At 37.7% G+C, this 20,401-nt stretch carries 15 protein-coding genes; 11 read left to right on the forward strand and 4 right to left on the reverse strand.

Translation table 11 applies throughout. The annotated features are described in order from the left end of the window. Positions 1-61: 61 nt before the first annotated feature. Both AC19MV_RS09105 and AC19MV_RS09110 read right to left on the reverse strand, forming a co-directional pair. Positions 62-670 carry a sigma-70 family RNA polymerase sigma factor gene (locus AC19MV_RS09105; protein WP_498307118.1) on the reverse strand — a complete coding sequence of 203 codons (609 nt, stop codon included), beginning with the start codon at positions 668-670 and terminating at the stop codon, positions 62-64. Between the two features lie 23 nt (positions 671-693). Continuing rightward, positions 694-3,546, reverse strand: coding sequence for a serine/threonine protein kinase (locus AC19MV_RS09110; RefSeq protein WP_498307120.1), 2,853 nt, complete (start codon positions 3,544-3,546; stop codon positions 694-696). A 562-nt stretch (positions 3,547-4,108) separates the two neighbouring features. Here AC19MV_RS09110 and AC19MV_RS09115 point away from each other — a divergent pair. The 4 genes from AC19MV_RS09115 to AC19MV_RS09130 all read left to right on the forward strand — a co-directional run bounded on the left by AC19MV_RS09115 (position 4,109) and on the right by AC19MV_RS09130 (position 9,102). After that, positions 4,109-5,251, forward strand: a complete 1,143-nt coding sequence (locus AC19MV_RS09115; protein ID WP_498307122.1) for a hypothetical protein — start codon at positions 4,109-4,111, stop codon at positions 5,249-5,251. A 332-nt stretch (positions 5,252-5,583) separates the two neighbouring features. Beyond that, positions 5,584-6,522, forward strand: a complete 939-nt coding sequence (locus AC19MV_RS09120) for a hypothetical protein (protein WP_498307124.1) — start codon at positions 5,584-5,586, stop codon at positions 6,520-6,522. Between the two features lie 22 nt (positions 6,523-6,544). Continuing rightward, entirely contained in the window at positions 6,545-8,050 is a 1,506-nt protein-coding gene (locus AC19MV_RS09125) for a S8 family serine peptidase (RefSeq protein WP_498307126.1), read from the forward strand. A gap of 713 nt (positions 8,051-8,763) precedes the next feature. Further along, positions 8,764-9,102 (forward strand): hypothetical protein, encoded by a 339-nt coding sequence (locus AC19MV_RS09130; RefSeq protein ID WP_498307128.1) that lies wholly within the window; start codon positions 8,764-8,766, stop codon positions 9,100-9,102. Between the two features lie 135 nt (positions 9,103-9,237). On the opposite strand, the gene AC19MV_RS09135 is transcribed toward AC19MV_RS09130, so the two are convergent. Further along, on the reverse strand, positions 9,238-9,444 hold the full coding sequence (locus AC19MV_RS09135; protein WP_498307130.1) for an integrase core domain-containing protein: 207 nt from the start codon (positions 9,442-9,444) through the stop codon (positions 9,238-9,240). Positions 9,445-10,174: 730 nt separating this feature from the next. On the opposite strand from AC19MV_RS09135, the gene AC19MV_RS09140 reads away from it, so the two are divergent. From AC19MV_RS09140 to AC19MV_RS09170, 7 genes are all read left to right on the forward strand, one after another. Continuing rightward, positions 10,175-10,663, forward strand: a complete 489-nt coding sequence (locus AC19MV_RS09140; RefSeq protein WP_498307131.1) for a hypothetical protein — start codon at positions 10,175-10,177, stop codon at positions 10,661-10,663. Positions 10,664-10,819: 156 nt separating this feature from the next. After that, positions 10,820-11,353, forward strand: a complete 534-nt coding sequence (locus AC19MV_RS09145) for a hypothetical protein (RefSeq protein WP_188927208.1) — start codon at positions 10,820-10,822, stop codon at positions 11,351-11,353. Positions 11,354-12,075: 722 nt separating this feature from the next. Then, on the forward strand, positions 12,076-12,333 hold the full coding sequence (locus tag AC19MV_RS09150; protein ID WP_498307132.1) for a hypothetical protein: 258 nt from the start codon (positions 12,076-12,078) through the stop codon (positions 12,331-12,333). A 1,122-nt stretch (positions 12,334-13,455) separates the two neighbouring features. Then, on the forward strand, positions 13,456-13,896 hold the full coding sequence (locus AC19MV_RS09155; protein WP_498307134.1) for a hypothetical protein: 441 nt from the start codon (positions 13,456-13,458) through the stop codon (positions 13,894-13,896). A gap of 69 nt (positions 13,897-13,965) precedes the next feature. After that, the gene (locus AC19MV_RS09160) at positions 13,966-14,304 is read left to right on the forward strand and encodes a hypothetical protein (protein WP_498307135.1); all 339 of its coding nucleotides are present in this window, start codon (positions 13,966-13,968) and stop codon (positions 14,302-14,304) included. A gap of 1,004 nt (positions 14,305-15,308) precedes the next feature. Further along, a complete protein-coding gene (locus AC19MV_RS09165; protein ID WP_498307137.1) occupies positions 15,309-16,208 on the forward strand; it encodes a hypothetical protein in 900 nt (299 codons plus the stop codon). Between the two features lie 202 nt (positions 16,209-16,410). Next, the gene (locus tag AC19MV_RS09170) at positions 16,411-16,932 is read left to right on the forward strand and encodes a hypothetical protein (RefSeq protein WP_498307139.1); all 522 of its coding nucleotides are present in this window, start codon (positions 16,411-16,413) and stop codon (positions 16,930-16,932) included. A 349-nt stretch (positions 16,933-17,281) separates the two neighbouring features. On the opposite strand, the gene AC19MV_RS09175 is transcribed toward AC19MV_RS09170, so the two are convergent. Beyond that, a complete protein-coding gene (locus AC19MV_RS09175; RefSeq protein WP_498307141.1) occupies positions 17,282-20,401 on the reverse strand; it encodes a bifunctional diguanylate cyclase/phosphodiesterase in 3,120 nt (1,039 codons plus the stop codon).

Here is a 20,401-nt window from a genome sequence, read left to right on the forward strand (position 1 = left end):
ACAGCTTGTCTGGTTTTTTATTGGTGGTTAAACGTATCTTAAATCACTATCACAACACCGTTTATGCAAACTCTCTAGACGGTTGAACAGACGGCTGCATGCGTTGCTTTAACCATGCTTTGGCAAACCGTAAATCATTTTCTACCGTTCTTAAAGACACTCCGAGTAACCTGGCAATTTCTTTGTTACTCTTTTGAGCAAAATAGCGTAAATCCAGTGCCTCTGCCTGCCTGGCATAGTGTTTAGAAAAGCCGTCCATTTCGAGGTACAAAATGATGCTATTAAAGTCGTCCTCCAAAGGTTGGCCTTTTTGATTAATCGCAATGGTTGATGACACTTTACTCATCCCCCTCGCCTTGCTCTTTACCGTCTTACGATAATGATCAATAAATAGGTTTCTTACCGTTGAATTTAAATAACTGTAAAACTCACGTAATGTTTCAACAGGTAAAGTTGACTCGGCGACCAACAACTTTTCATAGCAATCATGCGTTAAATCCGTAACAGACAAAGATAAAAATGCAGTATTTACATCCTCAGGCAGATTGTCATAATGAATATTGGCATACTCTTTTATTTTAATATAAGCCAATTCCATCAATACCTTCGTTGGCTCAGGTTCGCCATTTTGCCAAGCTTTAATTAAATACAACACTTCACTTTCTGTCATTAACAAGCTCCTTTGAATCTATATTAACTGCTGCGTTTCGCTAAACCCACAGACCGTTCAGAAACGGCAACGTCATCCACCAGCTGCTGGTATTGCTTATACCAATTACTATTACTCTGAATATTTCGGTTATCTAACAGTGTTTTAATCTGGGTAATGTTGCGCTTTGAAAACGCTATATCGTGATAATTAAGTGCGATTTTGGCTTCTTTTATCAATACATCAAGACGATTAGCAGAATTGCGACGCTCTTTTGCTCCCCATGTAAACTGAGGTAATGCTGCTAACGCAATGTTAGGGGCCACTTCTGTGCCTACGCTTTCACTCAGTAAATAGGCAAGTTCAAGTTGTTTCTTATTGTAAAAATAAACATCTCGCTTTGCTGTTGTAGTAAGCACATCTTGCGATTGCAAATAATCAATACGCGTTAGTGCTAAGTCCTGGCTTGTGACTAAATTCAGTAAATAAGTATTGAATGCGGGTGTAAATAGCGCTGTGGTTCGCTCTGGGATATTGTCTTTGCCACTCACCAGCCCATCAACATCATTTAAAATTTGAGCCACAATCGCGGGCAAGTGTTCAGGGGCTTTCCCAATAATAGACAAATACTCATCTATAATTTTTGCTGCTAACGTCACCGATGCAATATCCCGCTTATCAGTACCAAGGGTTAAATACACATTAAACAACCGATTAGCATATTGTTGATATTGTTCAAAATCCCCTATGTTGTATAACGTGAACAACAGCACCTCAAGCGAATTCAAATATAAACCGGGGTTAGTCGCCAAATATGTTTCCGCTAACGTGACACCGTTTACCGCCGCTTGATAACTTAATTGCGGCGCATCATAAGCATAAAAACCAGCAATCATGCGATAAAAGTGAATATTATTAGGATGTTGTTCACCGACAATTTTTTTGTGGTTATTCAGCGCCTGGTTCATTACACGCTGTCCTTCTTCAAATCTGTCTAATTCTATGTACGCCCGGCCTAGTACCAACTGCTTTTTTAACACTTCAATTTGGTTATTCAAACCAGTATAAATCTCGACCGATTGATTAAGGGCAACAGCGGCTTCTTCAATAAGAGGTTTATATTGTGAGTCAAAAATGAGTTCATCTGTTTGTTCAAAGTTAAACTCTATGCCAATGGGTATTTGATTCTCTAACGCACCACCGAGTGCGCCAAGCACATTACCCTTAAGCTCATCGGTTAATTCATCCCAATAATGGGCTTTGATATTTCTCAGTAAATTAATGTGTTGTAGCCCCATATCGCTGGGCATACTTTGATATAAATGGTATTTCTGGCCATTAAGGTAATTGTGATAAAAAATGGCTTGCAATGGTGTATCTGGTAACCCCTCAACACCCGAAAATGTTAAATGATCAAGTAACACACTTGTATTAGGGTCAATCAAACTAAATTCATTTGAATAGTTGTACAATTGCACTAATTGTCCGCCTGCTTTAAAAGCCATATCAGCGTCGCTTAATAATGCAACGCTATTTATCACTTCTTGATACAGAGTTTTAGCTTGTGCAATATTACCAATAGACTCATAACTATCAGCCAGAGTCAGTTTGATTTTCGCAATAGAATCGGCATTAAGGACTTTATCGTCTTTAACGATTTTTTTAGCATTATCTAATAAATCTACCGCGAGTAACTCTTTACCATTCGATTTTTTTAAGTCTGCCATTTCCAATAGCTCAGATAACTTTTTTACCACCAAGTCAGACTGATTCTTAGCCACTTTAAGGTCTTCAAACTGTATGTACAAATTCACAGTTAGATAAGTTATCGCGGCAAAAAAACTCACCGCTGTCAATGTCGGGATAGGATATCGCTTAAAAACAAACTTTGTTAATTTAAACCCATAACTGCCCGAATACGCAGTTACATTTTGATGACTTAAATAGCGTTCAATATCATATTTAAGATCTAAAACAGAAAGATAACGTAACGAACTATCAGGGCTGGATGCTTTATCAGCAATCGCATGTAACTCCACTCTTTTGCTATATTCATCTGAGCAAAGCAGTAAGTCTTTTAAAATTAACCCAAGTGAGTAAATATCACTTGTTGTATTGGCAAGCTCGCCAAGTTTAACTTCTGGGCTGGCATAAATAGGGGTTAACGCTTTAACATACGTTTTGTATATCTGTTGGCTTGGTTCGTCATTATTACAAAAGATACGCGCAATACCAAAATCCAATACCTTTATTTGATTGCGGTTATCGACCAAAATATTGGCGGGTTTAAGATCTGCATGAACAATTTGATTTTGGTGCGCATGATGAATGGCGTCACACAAGCTACAAAAAACGCTTAACTTATCTTTTAATCCAACGCTGTTATCGGCCCATAACGTTGAAATTGGCTTACCATCAACGAGCTCCATCACAATGTAAGAATAACCTTCAGCGGAGATCCCCGCGTCAAAAACCTTACCAATATTAGGATGATTGAGCTTTGCCATAAAGCTGGCTTCACGAATTAAGGCTTCTTTACCTATAAATGACTCTAATTGATGATTAATAATTTTAACAGCCACTTTCTGTTCAAATTTCTCATCAATTCTATCGGCTAAATAAACGGCTCCCATGCCACCTTGGCCAATGAGTTTCACCAATTTAAATGCACCCACAAAACAGCCTGTTAACGCGGTCACATGGTTAGATAAGCTGTCAAACTGGTCTGCCATTAATCTTGACCAGTCATGTTCAGCAAGCTCGTTATCATTGGTAATAAGCACATTAATTTCATCAATTAATGCTTGTTCACCTTCACACTGCTGATGAATAAATGCACGTTGTTGTGTAGCAGGAAGTGATATTGCTTGAATAAAAATATCGTAAAGTGAAGTCACGTTCCCGCCTGTGAATGAGAGTTATATCCGTATAAAGATGCCTAAAATACTCAACAACACGCAAATAATGAAACCATATAAACACCAAAGTTATGTTTTTACTCTTTCACAAATCAACATGTCGCTATTAGTGCTGCACCGTTAACATTTATGCAGCAACATAAGGTAATTGACTGCTTGAGCAAGTGTATCGCAGAGTCATCACAAAGTATGACACGGTGTAATTTGTGACTATATCCTTAACCGTTTAAAAGTCCATAACAGACTGATTTGAATGCTTAAAATTTGAGCTAAAACGCTATAATATAAAAAATTTTTCAATTCTTATGTGGTTTTTTTTAAAAAATCCGTCTGTAGTCATTCTCTGTAAATTGGGTTATTTTTTATAAGGGTGTTTGTGTATTCATGCCCCCCTTTACTGCTCATGGCGAGTAATTAATTGGGGACTAAACACTGAGACTGAAAACAACGAAGTATTGTTGTTTTTACATTAGCTTTTATCACCACACATTTAATGTGTGGATGGATATTAATGGCGTTATTGAGATTCTGTGACATTAAAATGAAAAAACATTCTTATACATTATTAGCGGCATTAGTGTTATCGGCTTGTGGTGGCAGTGGCGGCGACTCAGAAAAAGAAACCGATGCTCCATCAGATACAACACCATCTAAAACCTATGTGTCTGGTAATACGATGCAATCTGGTAGTGATGGCTATATCGAATATCCAACAGAAGATCGAGGTCAAGGTTATTACTGTGATGGTAATTCTGATAAGTATTTCGAAAGCGAATTTGTACGAGTTTATGCTAACAGCGCAGTTGGCAATAATGACTTAATGGCTGTTGCAACACTTGTTCAAAATAATATGTCTTTTTCCTACGGGAAAATGAACTTTACCACGGCATCTCTAAAAGAATTTATGCCGCAATACTCGCCAACAATCGCAAATCGTTTTTTAAACATAACTGAATACAATGATGAACTTGCGTATAACTATGTCTACACTGGCATTCATAAAGATGTTGATTGGAAGTCAATGACTTCTAGCGATGTTTACTATGGCATCCCAGATCATTATCAGTCTCTTGACACTCAGGGCGCTATTGACTCGGCCTTAATTCTAACAGAAAAATTTAGCGGGAATTCAGGAGATGAAGTTGAAAAACGCAGCGACAAAGTTATTGTCTGTCTTGCTGGACAGATGAGTAAAAGTCGTTTTGCTGAAGGGACATTTCACGGACTAAACTTCGCTGAGCCAGAAGCGGATAGTCGTGTATTGCAATCAGTTTACACCAAGCACGAGCTTATTCACCATGTTCAAATGCAACACTATCGAGTCACTGAGCGCTCTGTTATTGGTATATACAACCTTCCGAGCTGGCTTGTAGAAGGTCAGGCAGTGTATCTTTCAGGCCAATCAATAACTAAACGAAGCGAAGTGTCTAATACATCAATTGATGATATGAACAACGCATCAGATAAAAATGCATACTATGAAGAATATGGTTTGGCTTATAGTTATCTTCATCTAAATAATGATGTTAGCACCATAAACAAGCTATATTCAAATACAGCAAGCGGCATCACTAGCTTTGAGTCAGCGTTTGATGCACTTGGATTGAAGAATCACTATGGGCAAGTAATGACCTACAGTTCTTTTAAAGCAAATTATCAAATATGGGTAGCCGACTGGAAATAATATAAATTAATTTAATCAGCAGCCTTTAGATAGGTTGCTGATTTTTTACGTTATGACATATAAAGGCGCACACTTTCAATCTTAATAAAATGTTAATACTTATATTAAATTGAAACTTAACATTTCGCATTAAATGCAACAGCAATAGATAGCGCGAATATTAAAAGAACTTAGCGTCGCCTGTTAAAAATAAAAACTCTACACCATAGAGTCACTTTATTAATTCCCACAAACCAACTTGTTACCTTATTAAATTATTGCATTAAAATTAATAATTAGCTTTTAACACTACAATCAACTTTACACTTCGTAATATTAATCGAGATTATATAATGAAAAAGAACATCGCTCTGTTTATTTATACTGCGGTTATAACCGTTTTTCTTTCTGCTTGTGGTGGCGGCGGTGACGATGAAACGAGTGATACCACGCAACCACCAGTAACCACGCAGCCATCTCAACCAATGACAGTTAGCACGTCTTTGATTAGCACCTCAGTAGATGAACTAGGCTCAGTTTCTGGATCATTCTCAGCAAGCAATGTTAATGGCACACTGTCGGCAACAAGTAGCTATTCAGGCAAAGGAAAAGTCAAAATTGATGTTAGTGGTAATTCAGTTAATGTGACCTTTACTGCCCCTGAAATGAACAACGATCTCATTGAGCAGTTTGTCGTTACCGCTAAAGACAGCAAAACTTCACATACTGTTACGTTCACGGCCAATGTTAAAAACACATCAGCCGTCAGTAAGGTTTCGTTTTTAACCGCCTACGCATCATCAGTGAGCCAAAAATCATTATTTGCTGACATGACGAATATTTACCGCTTTTACAGTAGTGCTGCGGTGTATGTTGGCGAAACAACAGCATCCGATGCAGATGATTATCAAGATGCCTTTAGTGACGCGCAAACAGTGGCATACAGCACCTTAGCCAAAAACAGCGCTTACTCTTCAGCAGCAATCACCAAAATGCTTGCAGACTACAAGACTGGCGCACTGAGTGAGACCGATATTGATTCGACTATAAGCGGCTTGCAAACCTACATTCTTTCAATCAACACCACTTTGGCGACAAAAATCAGTGATATTGCAGCGCTTTCAGACAAGCTACCGGTGTTTACTCCTGGTGAGTTAAGTATGACCTTGACTGGCATGTCATCTTTAATTGGTAATCCATCCATGGGCTCATATGTGAACAGCCAATGGGTTTTTAATAGCGAATTTGCGTTAATCGGCAAAATCATTTCATCAACTTGTGCCGCAGAATAACGCTGTATTACCGGAGAATATCATGAAAAAATTAACTACCTTATCAATGGCAATACTCGCGTCTTTCGTAGCAACAGCAGCAATGTCTGCGCCAAAAGAACCGCAAATTACTGAACGTTACTTTACGCCACAGCTTGCGCCCCAGCCTACTGGTAAGCAGTCTGTGTCATCTGATGGCTCATTGCCTAACGATGCTGAGTTTCAGCGCCTACAGTATTCTTACATGCACTCTTCATTAACTGAGGCAACTGTCGGCAATCAATTTATTGGCTCGTGGCTAAAATCACAAACAAAGCAGACAAAGAAAATCCGTGTTGGACTTGTTGATGTGGGATTTGCTCCGCATCCTGATATCAACTACGCGAGTGAAAGTGCTGACTTTTTTGAGCGTGACAGTGATGCATACAGTGAAAAGATAATGCGTGAGTCATCCTCATGCACTCCTCACGGAACGTATGTCGCTTCAATCATTGCAGCAAAAAGCAATAATGGAGTGGGGATCTTTGGTGCAGGCAATAACGTTGAAGTAGTCCCTGCTCGAGTGGCTGCCTGTGGTGAAGGAAGCGCCTTCGACTTAAATGACGGCATAGCTTGGCTGGCAGGGAAAAGTTTTGCCGATGAGGGCATCGCCGATATTAGTCGCCCAGTTGATGTAATTAATATTAGTCGCGCCGGTTATTCTGACTGCCCTATTGATGTTCAGGAAGCAGTTGATTATGCCCTATCAAAAGGTATTGCAGTTGTTGCTGGCGCAGGAAATGGCAGCGTCGAAACCGCGCTTGCATGGCCAGCAAACTGCAAGGGTGTAATTGCTGTTTCTGCTACTGACATAAATGACAACCAGGCAAGCTTTACTAATTATGGATCTTTCAATGACATTACTGCTCGCGGAGATGACTTGGCCGTGTATGGATTAGATGACCCATCTCTGCCCAACAAGGCATACGTCGGTGATGGTACATCATTCTCAACTCCTCTTGTCTCAGCAGCCATTGCCAACGTGCTTAGTGTTACTGACGGGCTAACGCCAGCAGAAGTGAAATACCTTCTTTTATCAACATCGACTGAGTTTAGTGACACCACAACGTGTACTGTTGATAGCTGTGGTGAAGGTCATCTTAACAACGACAAACTTGTTGAAGCGGGTGAGCTTTATCAGGCGGGTAATTTAAGCTACATCAAGCAGGCACTTCCTTATGGCAACGCATGTGACAAACAGCTACTAATTGAAACATTTGGCGAGTCACTTCCTTTATGCGGAATGCTTGAATTAACACTGAATGCGCTTGGTACAGAAAGAGATCATGTAACCTATAACGTCTATCGTGCACCAAAAGGCACCGCTATTGATGTGAATGACAGTGCCACTGAGTTATTCATCAGTGACACGAAAAAGACAACTCAGCTAGTACCTGATTTCGATATCGAATCATTCGACTATGGATTTACAGTGTGCTTCTCAGATGATTGTTCTGATGATGTTATTCACATCACAACATACGAAGAAAAAGACGCTAGCTGCGATTAACAATGTTGTAAGTTAGAGAATTTAGCTATGTATTAAGGCTCTCATTAAGGAAAAGTAGCTGTTTACTTAACGAGCTACTTTAAATATTGATGTATCAGTTTGTACTGAAAGCTGTGGCAGTTGCATTTGTTTATTTAGCCTATCACTTCAAAAATGAAAATAATGTCATTATTGACGTGAAAGGCTAATTCAATAGTAAACTGGTTTTTATCGCCTATTTATCAGTTACATTCTAGCTTAACCTACGTGAATGTATTTTGAGTGACTTAAACTGCTATTTCAGTACATATTGCAAATGGCGCGTTAATGCGCTTTTCATTAAATGCTGAAATAGTGTCCATAATACAGAGTTTTAAATAGGAAATAGCGAATATCCCAGAGCCAGAAAAGTTGGAGCTTTAATTAGTTTACAAACAGGTAACTGTAAGTTAAAGCAAGTGTATTATCTAAAACATTCAGATAAATTTAAAGACGCAATATTAAACGAGTTTGGCCAAAGTGAAATAACTTTAACTATTTAACATTTACATCCGTAAATTAGAGGAGGGACTTCTTGCATAAAGCTAAAAAAATCATGTTAGTTATTAACTTAGTTGAATTTTATTGACGCTTTAGCATCAAAAACTTGCAAGAATTATTTTATACATTGTAATTTTATCGATTTACTCTTGTTAAAAACCAACAGTTCTAACCACATACCTAGGAAGCTGAAAATGACAGAAATTGAATATAAAACATTAAAAAAAATGACCATCCAACAAACTGGAGCAAATGACCCAGAAACTCTGACTCATTTTGCTGAGATGATGAAAAAAGGTAATAATAGCTATAAGTATATAAGCATTACTTTGATCATTATTGGCATTCCATTATGCTTAATATTTTTTGGAATATTCTTTATTCTTATTGGTATATGTATGTACTTTTTCCTTTATAGAATGAATTTAAAGAAATTCAATCAATTCATTGAGCACATTAAAAATGATAAAGAGTTTCACGCAGAAGCGGCTGCGGCTAAAGCAGCTAAACTACAATCACTTTCAATGGCGTAGTTAGATATTAATATTTTGAAGGCAATCTTAGGATTGCCTTTTTAATTCCTTACAGAAAATAATGGATATGTTTTAATTTATTCATTAAATCGACATCATGTCGACATGTAATGGTCAAGTATTTCTGGAGAGATTTTAAGCCGCTTTTTTTAACTCATTATATTTTTGATGTGGCGTCATATAATCTATTGCTGAATGTCTGCGTTTGTAATTGTAGAACTGGATATATTGCTCAACCACACTGACTACAGAACTGTAAGTTGAATCACCCATGCGGATTAGGTTTTCCCTATTTTGATTTGAGCTAGTTAAGATTAATCGATCCGAACAATTTATACGCAATTATGATTAAAAATTTATATGCACAAAATAATACTTTTAAAAACTCATAATTATTGACTTTTTTTAACTTCAGGAATAAAGTCAATCTTAGTTAGCAATTGCAGGGTTTGAAGATATAAAATTCTGCAACCAAATGAATTTAAACGACTATTTTAACTATTTAATTTGAGAGTCTGGGTTCAAATCCCTATCCCTCCGCCACATTCAAATAAAAAGGCCCGCTATTTATAGCGGGCCTTTTTATTTGGCGAAAGATAGGACTTTGAACCCAAGGGTTCCTCTTTATTACAAGCAAGCTATCCCTCTTCAAGATCCAAAATCCAAGATCCAAGACCAAATGCCAAATCGACAAACCTAAGGCCTTTTTATTTGGGGCGAAAGATAGAGATTTAAACCCTGGGTTCCTCTTTATTACAAGTAAGCTATCCCTCTTCAAGATTTAAGACTAATACCCAAAATGTATCATTAGGCAGTACAGATTAACTATGGGTGTCACGGTTAATAAGCCAATCAAATTACCATTATCCTTGTGCTTGATTGTTATCAAGTTTCCCTGCTGTGCCTAATCTCAAAAAACCCATACAAACCAACTACTTAGTTGTCACGCTTTAGTCATATCGATAGAAATAGGTGAGTTGAGCACGTCTATCGTAACACTCGCCAAAGCTATGAAAACAAGTTATGTTATTTGTTCAAGAAATGGGTGGCATCGTTTGTCGTGGTAGGTACTATGGCTAACTCAATTGTTGCTGGTGCAATGGCAGGCTTTATCGGAGGGGCTGTCGCAACAGGGAGTTTGAAAGGTGCTATGTATGGTGCATTGAGTGGTGCAGTATTTGGTGCTATCGGTAATCAAATTCATGGTGCTGAAAACACTAAAGATGCGTGGTCAATAGGTGAACAAATGTTGGCTCGCGGTGCTGCTGGAGGAATAATGAGTAGTATTCAAGGGGGGAAGTTTGGGAATGGGGCGGTAACTGCTGCTATTCAATACCTCGTTAATGAAACATCTAAAACTTTGAAAGAAAGGTATAATGAAAATATTAAAAAAGCGGTAATTTTGTTAATAATGCCCTTGCGAAGGGACTTGTGCAACCACCAACGGATAAAATCTATCAAGTTAAGTCTGTTACTTATTCTGAGGAGCTTTATTCTGATGAAGGTAAGTCCGCTCATGGGCTATTTACACCTATTCCTGTTCGAGGTTGGGGTCCTCTAAGTGCAAAAATTCAAATTTCTGCACTTGGAGCAGAAACTATTGAAAGTGCAATAGTTACCTACGGACATGAATTGGGGCATTTTGATTATAATAGAAGTGAAGCCAGTGCTGAAGTTTACGGTAAGCAATTTTTAAAACTTTATCAAGGTAATTAATATGGTGATCTTTAGTAAACTTATGATTGTTGTAGCCTTGACTTTTATGTTGTCTATTTCAATTTGCTATGGTCGAAATGGTGACGTACGATATATATATATTGGATCCATTGATGGAGACAAAAAATTTACCATTCAAATGGAAAATGAAAATCGAGGGAGTGTATATAGCGGGCGAGACATTAAATCTGATGCCTTCTTTTGCAACTATTTCAGTAAATTTAACTGTATTATTTCTTACGATATAGTATTTGCAGTGCCTAAAGATATTGATGAAAGTACTATACAGTGGGAGTTCAATAACAAATTATATGAAGTTGTTGCGAAAAATAAAAAGTTGAAAATATTAGGGAAGAACTTTTCTGAACTGTATGTTATAAAAGGTCCTAAGAATACATTTGTAGACTATGTTGCTTACCCCAGTGTGCAGATGAAGTATATTTATTCAAAAAATGATGGATTGTTAGGATTTGGGTATTATAAAAATGATCATTTTTTTTGGTCTGTTAGCGAAAAAGGATTTGGTGCTAAATAAACAGAACTAAAACATGGCCATATAGGACGCTCCGGTGAGTCAAGATAACACTCTGCTCACCCAAGGCTTTTTGGCCTTAGTTTTCTATTCTATTGCTTCACACTTGTCATTGCTTTTAATGTGACTCATTTACCGCTAGAAGCGGTTGTACTGCCCTGATGTTTATAAAAAAGCAGACTTAACAGCCAAGCTGCGCCCCAAATGAAATCAGTTCATAATTATTGACTTTTTTAACTTCAGGAATAAAGTCAATCTTAGTTAGCAATTGCAGACTTTGAAGGCATAAAACTCTGCAACAAAATGAATTTAAACGACTATTTCAACTATTTGATTCGAGAGTCTGGGTTCCTCTTTATTACAAGCAAGCTATCCCTCCTCAAGATTCAAGACCAAATGCAAAATGCCAGATCGACAAACCTAAGGCCTTTTGTTTAGACGAAAAATAGAGATTAAAACCCAGCATTACATGCAAGCTATCTATTCTCAAGATCCAAGACCAAGTATCATTATAAATTACAGATTAACTATGGGTGTCACGGTTAATACGCCAATCAAATTACCATTATCCTTTTGCTTGATTGATATCAAGGTGCCCTGCTTTGCCTAATTCTTAAAAATCCATACAAACCAACCACTTAGGAATCACCCTTTAGTCATATCGATAGAAATAGGTGAGTTGAGCACGTATATCGTAACCCTCGCCAAAGCTATGAAAACAAGTTATGTTATTTGTTCAAAAATGTGTGGCCACGTTTTTATACGTTAAGTCAGGTGTTCAACTTACTGGTAATGGGGATGATCTCGCTGGAGAAATGGAGTTGCAAGCAACGTTATCTGTAGATGTTGTTAAGTCTATAGAACATTTTAGAAGAACTAGTATTGAATCAGGCGGGTCAATTGGCCCAATTAGTGTGGACTATTCAATAGTTGAAGGACAAGGCTTTGTATCTGGCGGCTTTGATATTGGTGCTGGCGGTTGAGGCTCCGTAATGAAAATGGAAACAGAAACAATAAGTCACTGGAAATTTTAATGACTTTATCTAAATTTATTAAGCGGTATTTGATTGGGATGGGACTGGCAATTACGTTGATGTTGCTATCTTTTTTTCAGTTCGGATTGATATTGATTGCATTAATCTTCTTAATATCAGCTGTGACTTATTTCTATGTCAAATGTATTGGGTGTGGGCAATCTTTTGGAGTGTTTGGAGAGCTAATATCATTTAAATCATTCGCGACAGACAAATGCTCTAAGTGTTTAAAAGCTGATAAACAACATCAAAAAAATCGATAGAAATTAAACTTTGAAACCAAATCCGCTCCGGAGGGTTTTACATATCTGTCGTGGCTGTTCGGCTAAGGTTTTTCCTGCGGCTAAGTTTTTGTTATCAACAGTTGAAGGCGCAGCAACTCCATCACCTTGTGTTTGTTAGCGTATTGAGTCGGTGTAAGCGATCATTTTAAGACGTATTCCGCCTTCCGCAACTAACCCTTAATCTGTCGTTACTTTTATTAACAGAGGAGCGACACATGAAAAATCGCCGTACAGCCGATGATTGGCAAACCATTCTTGATAACTTCGCTACCAGTGGCTTAACCGTCAAACAATAAGGTGGTTGCCTTGCGAATAAATTTAATGTTATTTGTTCAAGAAATGGGTGGCATCTTTTTTACTGGATAGGAGCTACGGGCAAGGGGATCCCCCTTAACCCCAACAGCCACATGCTGCACATGTGAAGAAATCAAAAGCGTGAAAGATAAAATCAATATGCACACTTTTATGTGGTGCGTACTGTTTTTATGCACAGTTATAATGGTGTTTCATCGATTTACGCTAAAAATCGAATAAAAATCGTTTTTTAGTTGTATCGTATTGAAAATAGAAAAATCGTAATCGTCTGATATTAATGCTTTTAATTTTTATGGCGGTGACCACAAACTCTACTTTACGCGCAAGCTCGGTTTGTTTTTGTCTGTTAGGCACAATTAATTGCTTTACTTCAATAAGATAGCAAATATAAGATGATATTAATTAATAACTTAAACAGCCGACTTTAAATTTATTTGGCCCTTTAATAAGCGTTAGGTATACAGAGGACGTAATGAGTAAATTTCCATTATTGATTTTAGCAACCACAATTTTATCTGGCTGTGCGATGTTTCCTCAGACTGAAGGTGAGCTAATTACAAACGGTAATAAAAGTGAGCCTATGTGCTTTTCCGAAAGTAAAGAAATCGTAGAGAGTCGCATTAGAGGTTATCTTACTCAGTGTTTTAAACCTGATTTTGTATTTACTTCTGGTATAATCGGTTATGATCTAAACCATAGAGTTAAAGAATTCAAAACTGAGCAATCAACTACTTATAATGTTTACTCACCTTCTGGCAGTGCCGCTGGATATTTTCTAAATGTAAAAATAGATCAAAGTGCTGCTAACTGTAATACAACCGTAAATGTAGTTGGTCTCAATATGTTTTGGGAAAAAGAATTCGATAAAGTTAAAGAAGCTGTTGCAGGAGGTACACCCAGCTGTTCAATGTAAGTATATCTAACAAGGCGATTAATAACGGACAAAAAACAGTTGGCTTTTGAATCTTCTAAAGGAATAGTTATGAATTATAGAAATGTGTTTTTTTTAATCTTGTCGTTGAACATTACTGGATGTACTTCAATGGTTTGGCATGAGGGTTCTATGATTCAGTATAGCAATATTGAACCAATTGAAAATAATCAGTTTAGCATTGAAGTGTTAGGTGGTTGGGAGCATGATCAAAAAGCTTTAGAAAGAGCTGTATTAAAAAAATCGAATGAATTATGTAAAGGGGATTCAGAAATAATCTCTAGTGAAATGAGTACATATACCTCATCAACTACAGGCGGAGGGGTAAATATTTCAGGTAATCCTCCTAAAATAACTAGTAAAGTGAAGTGTTTGTCAAAAGTTTCATAACAAGATGCTATGGAATTCTTGACAAAAGATTATATAAATATTTAAATGTCATATATCGACTACGAATGTTCACTACCTGAGATGTGACTTTTCGATTAGTTATTGATTATAATGAAATTTATTTTTACTTTGTGGCTGATTGCTTGGGTTCCTATTTATTAAAAGCAAGCTATCCGTCCGCCACATTCAACGAAAAAGCCTCATTAGAAATGATGAGGCTTTTTCGTTTTGGCGAAAGATAGAGATTTAAACCCTAGGTTCCTATTTATTACAAGCAAACTATCCCTCCTCAAGAATTAAAACCAATACGAAAAAGTATCATTAGGCATCGTAGATTAATTATGAGTGTCTTGATTAAAGGGCTTGAAAACCACCATCTTCCTTATACTTGATTGATATCAAGATTTTCTGCTGTGCTGAATGCCTTAGATGACCATAAACAACTCATTTAACGATAATATTCTAGCCATATCGATAAATATTGATGAGTTGATCACATCGATCCTAACCCTCGCCAAAGCCATGAAAACGAGTTATGTTATTTGTTCAAGAAATGGGGGGCATCGTTTTTTCGATGCTAGCTATGGTTTTGTAAATCATACATGGCTTATTGGACGGGGATTCTTTTGATTTTTACAATAGTTTGTGTGCTTGGCTTTCTGGTTTTGATGTATTTAGAAGGTATTTTCGCATCTCAGATTCATGCTAGATTAGCACTTCAAGACAGCAAAATAACGCTTGAAGATGTCAAGTCAGCAATTAAGTCTGGCAACAAATATAGTAGGCTAATCAGCAGTGAAGAATATAAAAAAATGACTTTCTTTAAGAGGATAAGGATTTTTCTGATACTTTTATTCTTGATATCTTTCATATTCGTTAAGTGAAAACTTTCTTTAAACCACTTTTGAAAACACAACAAAACATGGCTACCCACCCCAATTGGTTTTCTGCTAACTTATGTCAACAACCATACGCACAGATGCCTGTATTTCAGGTAATAAGACATGGAGCAAACAGCTTTGCAAATTATCTTGGTGAGATGGCTTACTCTGGCCGTTAGTATAACGTTTATGATGCTAAATAGTGCAGGAGTCTTGGCTTGTGATCTCAATGCAATGGTGGATATTAATAAAACTATACAGCTTTCTAATGATGAACAGGCGATAAATACTGAGCTTGAGAAGTGTGGAAAGGGCCTTGGTACTTTGGATTTTGAAATAAAACGCCGGGCTAAAAGACTGTATATTGGCGGTAACGACTCTGTTGTACAAAAGCTAAAAATAGCCTCTTTGATTAATCTATATCGAACCACAGGCGAGACATCTTATTTAGATGATCTTAATAAAAATTTTTTTGCGACCGAGCATGGCTATATCGAGTATTGCATCTGGCAGTACTTTTCTGGAAAGGAGGTTTGTGATCGCAAATTAATAATAAGTCAGGTTAAGCAGGGGTTGCCTCATGCTACTTGGGAAAGTGCTAACTTAGCGGTTGACCAATCAAATAGATTAGCGTCGCTAGAGAAGGCTGCCAAACAAGGTCATGTAGATGCTGAAACTGAATATTTAATCGCAGTCATAGATAAGAACAGGCCGGATTTGGTCGAGCTAAAGGAGCGATTATTTAGATTAATCGATTCTGGGGATAGTATCGATGCGGAAATTTATTATCTCAGAGTGCTTACTTTAGGAAGAGAATCGTTTATAAAAAATCCAAGGCTCGTAATTGAGTATGCTACTAAATTTATCAAGTATAGGTATATTTCAGATTATTATTATCTTCTTTCGCTCGGTTATCTTGATTTAAAGGATGAGGTATTATTTCTCAAATATTTAAACGTTGCTGCTGAAATGGGGAATGAAGAAGCAATTTCATTTAAGAAAAGTATAGATGAAACATTCTGATTTTAAGCAAAACATGGCCAAATTAGCTCATAATTATTGACTTTTTTCAACTTCAGGAATAAAGTCAATCTTAGTAAGTAATTGCATAATTTAAAGGCGTGAAATCATGCAAGCTAATGAATTTAAAAGACTATTTTAATTATTCAATTCGAGAACCTGGGTTCATTTTATTAGAGAAAGATATCTTATAGAGCTTATTTGGATGGAACCTAAATACGAGACCTACAGTTTTGAAGAGCTTCTAGATGTGCGAAAACATATCGACAAAGATGCTTTTCCTGAACGCTCGGAAAAACTAGAGATTGAGATCAAACTTAGGCAATCGATGACAAAGGTTATCAATACGTTGAATACTATAACTGTTATTGATATTGAAGATACTGGCGTACATTTAAAAATCATTAAAAAATCTGAAGACTGCTTTCACTTTCACCTATCCATAACTTATAACTTCATCATTTCTTATCAAAAAACATGGTATGAAATGGAGTTTAGTCAATTAGCATTGTTAACCCTCATAAATGATCTGCGTGAAGGTAATCAATCTTGGCATGGAAACAGTGACATTTGGTCTGCTAACAAAATTTTTATAAAAAAGCTCAATCATCCTTTTCACTTTAGGGATGTTCGTTTATACAGACGTTGGTTTATCCTTGGATTTAATATTGTACCCACAAGCTTATCAGGCAATTTGTTAGGTGCACTGTATCGCGCTGAGCTATAAAATCGTTAGCATTATCATGCGGCTGTTAGATTCTGATTCTGGACGACTTAAACGTTATTGTATTAAGCTTCTAACCTTTATGATGCAAGTGTCGATGATATTTAGGTAATGGCCTCAGCAAAAAATAGCTCACTATTTGTAGAGCCAGAACACGGTAAACAATGAAGCGACTTCGCTATCGATTAACACATTTTTTAACAGCTGGTTTCTTGGCTTTTTAATAACAATAGCAATTTTTATCTATATCCAAACAAGCTCATCAGTAATGATGAGCTTGTGGTTTCTTCACTTTTAAAATCTGTATATAGCTATTGTGAGAATATATGCCGTTGTTTGTTTAGGTAATCGATTATGACGCTCTTTCTCTAGGGGCATTATTGAGCACGCCTGCGAGTAAGGTATTATCTTTAGACATATTGGTAGATTTGCTGTCCCAGACTCGACGGCGGATATCGGTGGGATTAGCGAGCAGTGCTGTTGCTTGTTCGCGTGGGATTGGCTTGCTAAATAAGTATCCCTGAATTGAATCGCACTGTAAGTGTTGTAATGCCTGTAATTGGTCATTAAGCTCTACGCCTTCGGCGACAACATGCAATCCTAAGCTGTGCACCATTGCAATGATGGCACTTACGATAGCTGCATCTTGAGGGGTATCTGGAAAGCCAGTTAAAAATGATTTGTCAATTTTAACAATATCAATCGGAAACAGTTTTAAATAGCTAAGAGATGAATAACCAGTACCAAAGTCGTCCAGTGATATCTTCACTCCTGCACTGCTTAGTTCATTGAGATTTGACTCTGCAGCTTTGATATTGTGAATTAACGCTGATTCTGTGATCTCTACGGTTAAGGCGTTAGGTTTAAGACCTTGTTGCGTAACAATAGCTAGGACTTTATTGGCAAAGTCTGAAGATCTAAACTGTACAACGGAACAATTAACCGCGATTGTTAGGTCTTGATGCCCAATATCATGCCAAGTTTTTAATTGTCTGCATGCTTTTTCTAACACCCAGTTACCGATGTCTTCTATTAACCCTGAATGCTCTGCGATGGCGATAAACACCTCTGGTGAAACTGAGCCTAATTCAGGGTGGCGCCAGCGTAAAAGCGCTTCAAAACTGATAATACGGCCTGTGCTCATTGAGATGACGGGTTGGTATTCAATTGATAGTTCGTTACGTTCTATCGCTCTGTGGAGCTCCCCTTTCATATATAATTGGGTTTTAGCATGTTCATTGGTTTCTTTACTGTAATAAAGACAAATATCCCTACCTAATGTGGCTTTAGCCTCACGTAAAGCAACACCAGCATGTGTGAGTAATATTTCAGGGTTTTGACCATCATTTGGGTGCAGACTGACGCCAATCCGGGTATCAAGAAAAACCTCTGTGCCTTCAATTGTTACGGGTTCGCACAAACAATTAAATAAACGCTGAATAACCCAGGTGGCTTCTTCTTGCTTATGCATGTCCATTAATAATACGACAAACTCACCATTACTGGTGCGAGACAGGTTGCTACCAATTTTAGTTGTGCCATCTATAACCACTGAATCTGCTGAACGCAGCATATTTTTTAAACGCTTAGCGAGTATGTTAATCAGCTTATTAACCGCGGCTTCACCGAGTGTGTTTTTAATGATTTGCATGGCATCGACATCAATGATTAAAACTGCGAATAATGTATTTAAACGTACACTTCGCGCAATGCCTTGTTTAATCCGATCCATCATGACGATCTGATTAGGGAAATCACTGTCGTTATTGGCTAAATCGAAGTCATGTGTTTTTTGTCCGTAAATTAATGCTTCAAGCTCTGCAATACGATGGTGTAAATTTTGTGCTGCTGTATTTTCAGCACTATTAGGCTCAGCTACTGGTGCGGTTAATGACACTGATTCACTGCTTATGAGGGCTGTTTTCTCAATGTCATTTTGAGTATTTTGTTCAATGGTTTTTTCAGTACCTTCTATAAGGGACCAACGAGCGACCTGATTACGACCCGATTTTTTAGCGTAATAGAGTGCTTTATCAGCAAGGTCGATGATGAATTCAGGTGTAAACTTCCCCCCAGTGACATTCGATACTCCAAAGCTGGCTGTGTATGGAATAAAACCGCTAACTCCACCAGTATTAACGTTATTCACCACTATCCGTATCCGCTCTGCAATATCCGCAGCGAGCTTCTCGTCTACACCTGGCAATACAATACAGAATTCTTCGCCACCGTAACGCCCGACTAAATCGTCACTACGTGCTGTTTCTGATAAAATTTTTGCCAATGATTTAATAACCACATCGCCAGTAGCATGGCCAAAACGGTCATTCACTAATTTAAAGTGATCGATATCGAGCATGATACAACTGAGCGTGTCTTCATCGTCATCCATTTCACTTAATAAACTGGTGAAACCTTCAAAGAGTGAACGACGGTTTAGCAGTCCGGTCATCGAGTCTCGTGTGGCGAGAATCTGCAACCTCCTGTTTTGATATGTAATTTCTTGTTGGCTATGTTTGATTTGACTTAAAGCCCGTTCTAAATCAATATTTTTATTTTCTAACTCTGTTACATCATCGAATGTCACCACTACACCACGAATATCACCCTCTGCGGTTTCGATGGGGGCAATATTAACAGCAAAACTAAGATACTCTTTTAATTGGGTGTATAGCTTTAAGTTTGAATGTTGCGCTTCTATCCCTTCTAATAGTTGTTGCCAAGGTAGAGTGTGTGGTTCATTACGCTTATCTGTATCTGTCGTTCTCCAGTCTAATTCTGACAAGTTTGTGCCAATTAGCATTTGTGAAGGCTGGCCTAATTTGCGCTCAAATGCGGTGTTTACAAAAACGATACGTCCGTTGTTATCGAGAATGACCAATCCTTCCGCCAATATATTTAGTGCTGCGCTAACGCGGTCTGGTATGACTGCACTTGGGTCTAATTCATTTAGGGCTCGTTTTAGGAACAACCAATACACAAAAAAACCAACCGTTAATATAAAGATAATGATGGTAATGGTTGAACCTGCACGGTCAAAAATCCATACGTTGCCATCGAGTGGCTCAAAACTGACTTCAAGCGAGCCCCATCGACCGTCTTTGTCATGGATGGGCACTAGCACGTTTGTTATGGTTGATGAGTCTTTATCCGTTAACTGCCAATGCTTACTGTGATCGCCTGCACTGGAAATAAGTTGTTTATCGTTAGCGCGCAACCCTAGAGACACAATACTTTTATTGTGCTGTTGAAGAGAGTGCATCAACACTGCGACAGAGTTGATGTCGCCTTTCATCACATCAGCAGAAACTTGTATTGCTAATGATTCGGCAATTTCTTTACGTGCCGTAAATTCGGCAAGCTTAGGGTTGGGGATAAAACCTAAAAAATCGGCAACCAACAATAAACTGACCGTCAGTAAACTCAACCCAATAGAAAGACGCACAATGGGTGATAGCCCAGCAATTTTCAT

The organism is Shewanella sp. MF05913, from assembly GCF_059758095.1.

Bases quoted from the DNA above. Each gene is read 5' to 3' on its own strand.
- AC19MV_RS09105 (WP_498307118.1), bottom strand. From the start codon at position 670: ATGACAGAAAGTGAAGTGTTGTATTTAATTAAAGCTTGGCAAAATGGC.
- AC19MV_RS09115 (WP_498307122.1), top strand. From the start codon at position 4,109: ATGAAAAAACATTCTTATACATTATTAGCGGCATTAGTGTTATCGGCT.
- AC19MV_RS09120 (WP_498307124.1), top strand. From the start codon at position 5,584: ATGAAAAAGAACATCGCTCTGTTTATTTATACTGCGGTTATAACCGTT.
- AC19MV_RS09125 (WP_498307126.1), top strand. From the start codon at position 6,545: ATGAAAAAATTAACTACCTTATCAATGGCAATACTCGCGTCTTTCGTA.
- AC19MV_RS09130 (WP_498307128.1), top strand. From the start codon at position 8,764: ATGACAGAAATTGAATATAAAACATTAAAAAAAATGACCATCCAACAA.
- AC19MV_RS09140 (WP_498307131.1), top strand. From the start codon at position 10,175: ATGGCTAACTCAATTGTTGCTGGTGCAATGGCAGGCTTTATCGGAGGG.
- AC19MV_RS09145 (WP_188927208.1), top strand. From the start codon at position 10,820: ATGGTGATCTTTAGTAAACTTATGATTGTTGTAGCCTTGACTTTTATG.
- AC19MV_RS09150 (WP_498307132.1), top strand. From the start codon at position 12,076: ATGTTATTTGTTCAAAAATGTGTGGCCACGTTTTTATACGTTAAGTCA.
- AC19MV_RS09155 (WP_498307134.1), top strand. From the start codon at position 13,456: ATGAGTAAATTTCCATTATTGATTTTAGCAACCACAATTTTATCTGGC.
- AC19MV_RS09160 (WP_498307135.1), top strand. From the start codon at position 13,966: ATGAATTATAGAAATGTGTTTTTTTTAATCTTGTCGTTGAACATTACT.
- AC19MV_RS09165 (WP_498307137.1), top strand. From the start codon at position 15,309: ATGGAGCAAACAGCTTTGCAAATTATCTTGGTGAGATGGCTTACTCTG.
- AC19MV_RS09170 (WP_498307139.1), top strand. From the start codon at position 16,411: ATGGAACCTAAATACGAGACCTACAGTTTTGAAGAGCTTCTAGATGTG.
- AC19MV_RS09175 (WP_498307141.1), bottom strand. From the start codon at position 20,401: ATGAAAATTGCTGGGCTATCACCCATTGTGCGTCTTTCTATTGGGTTG.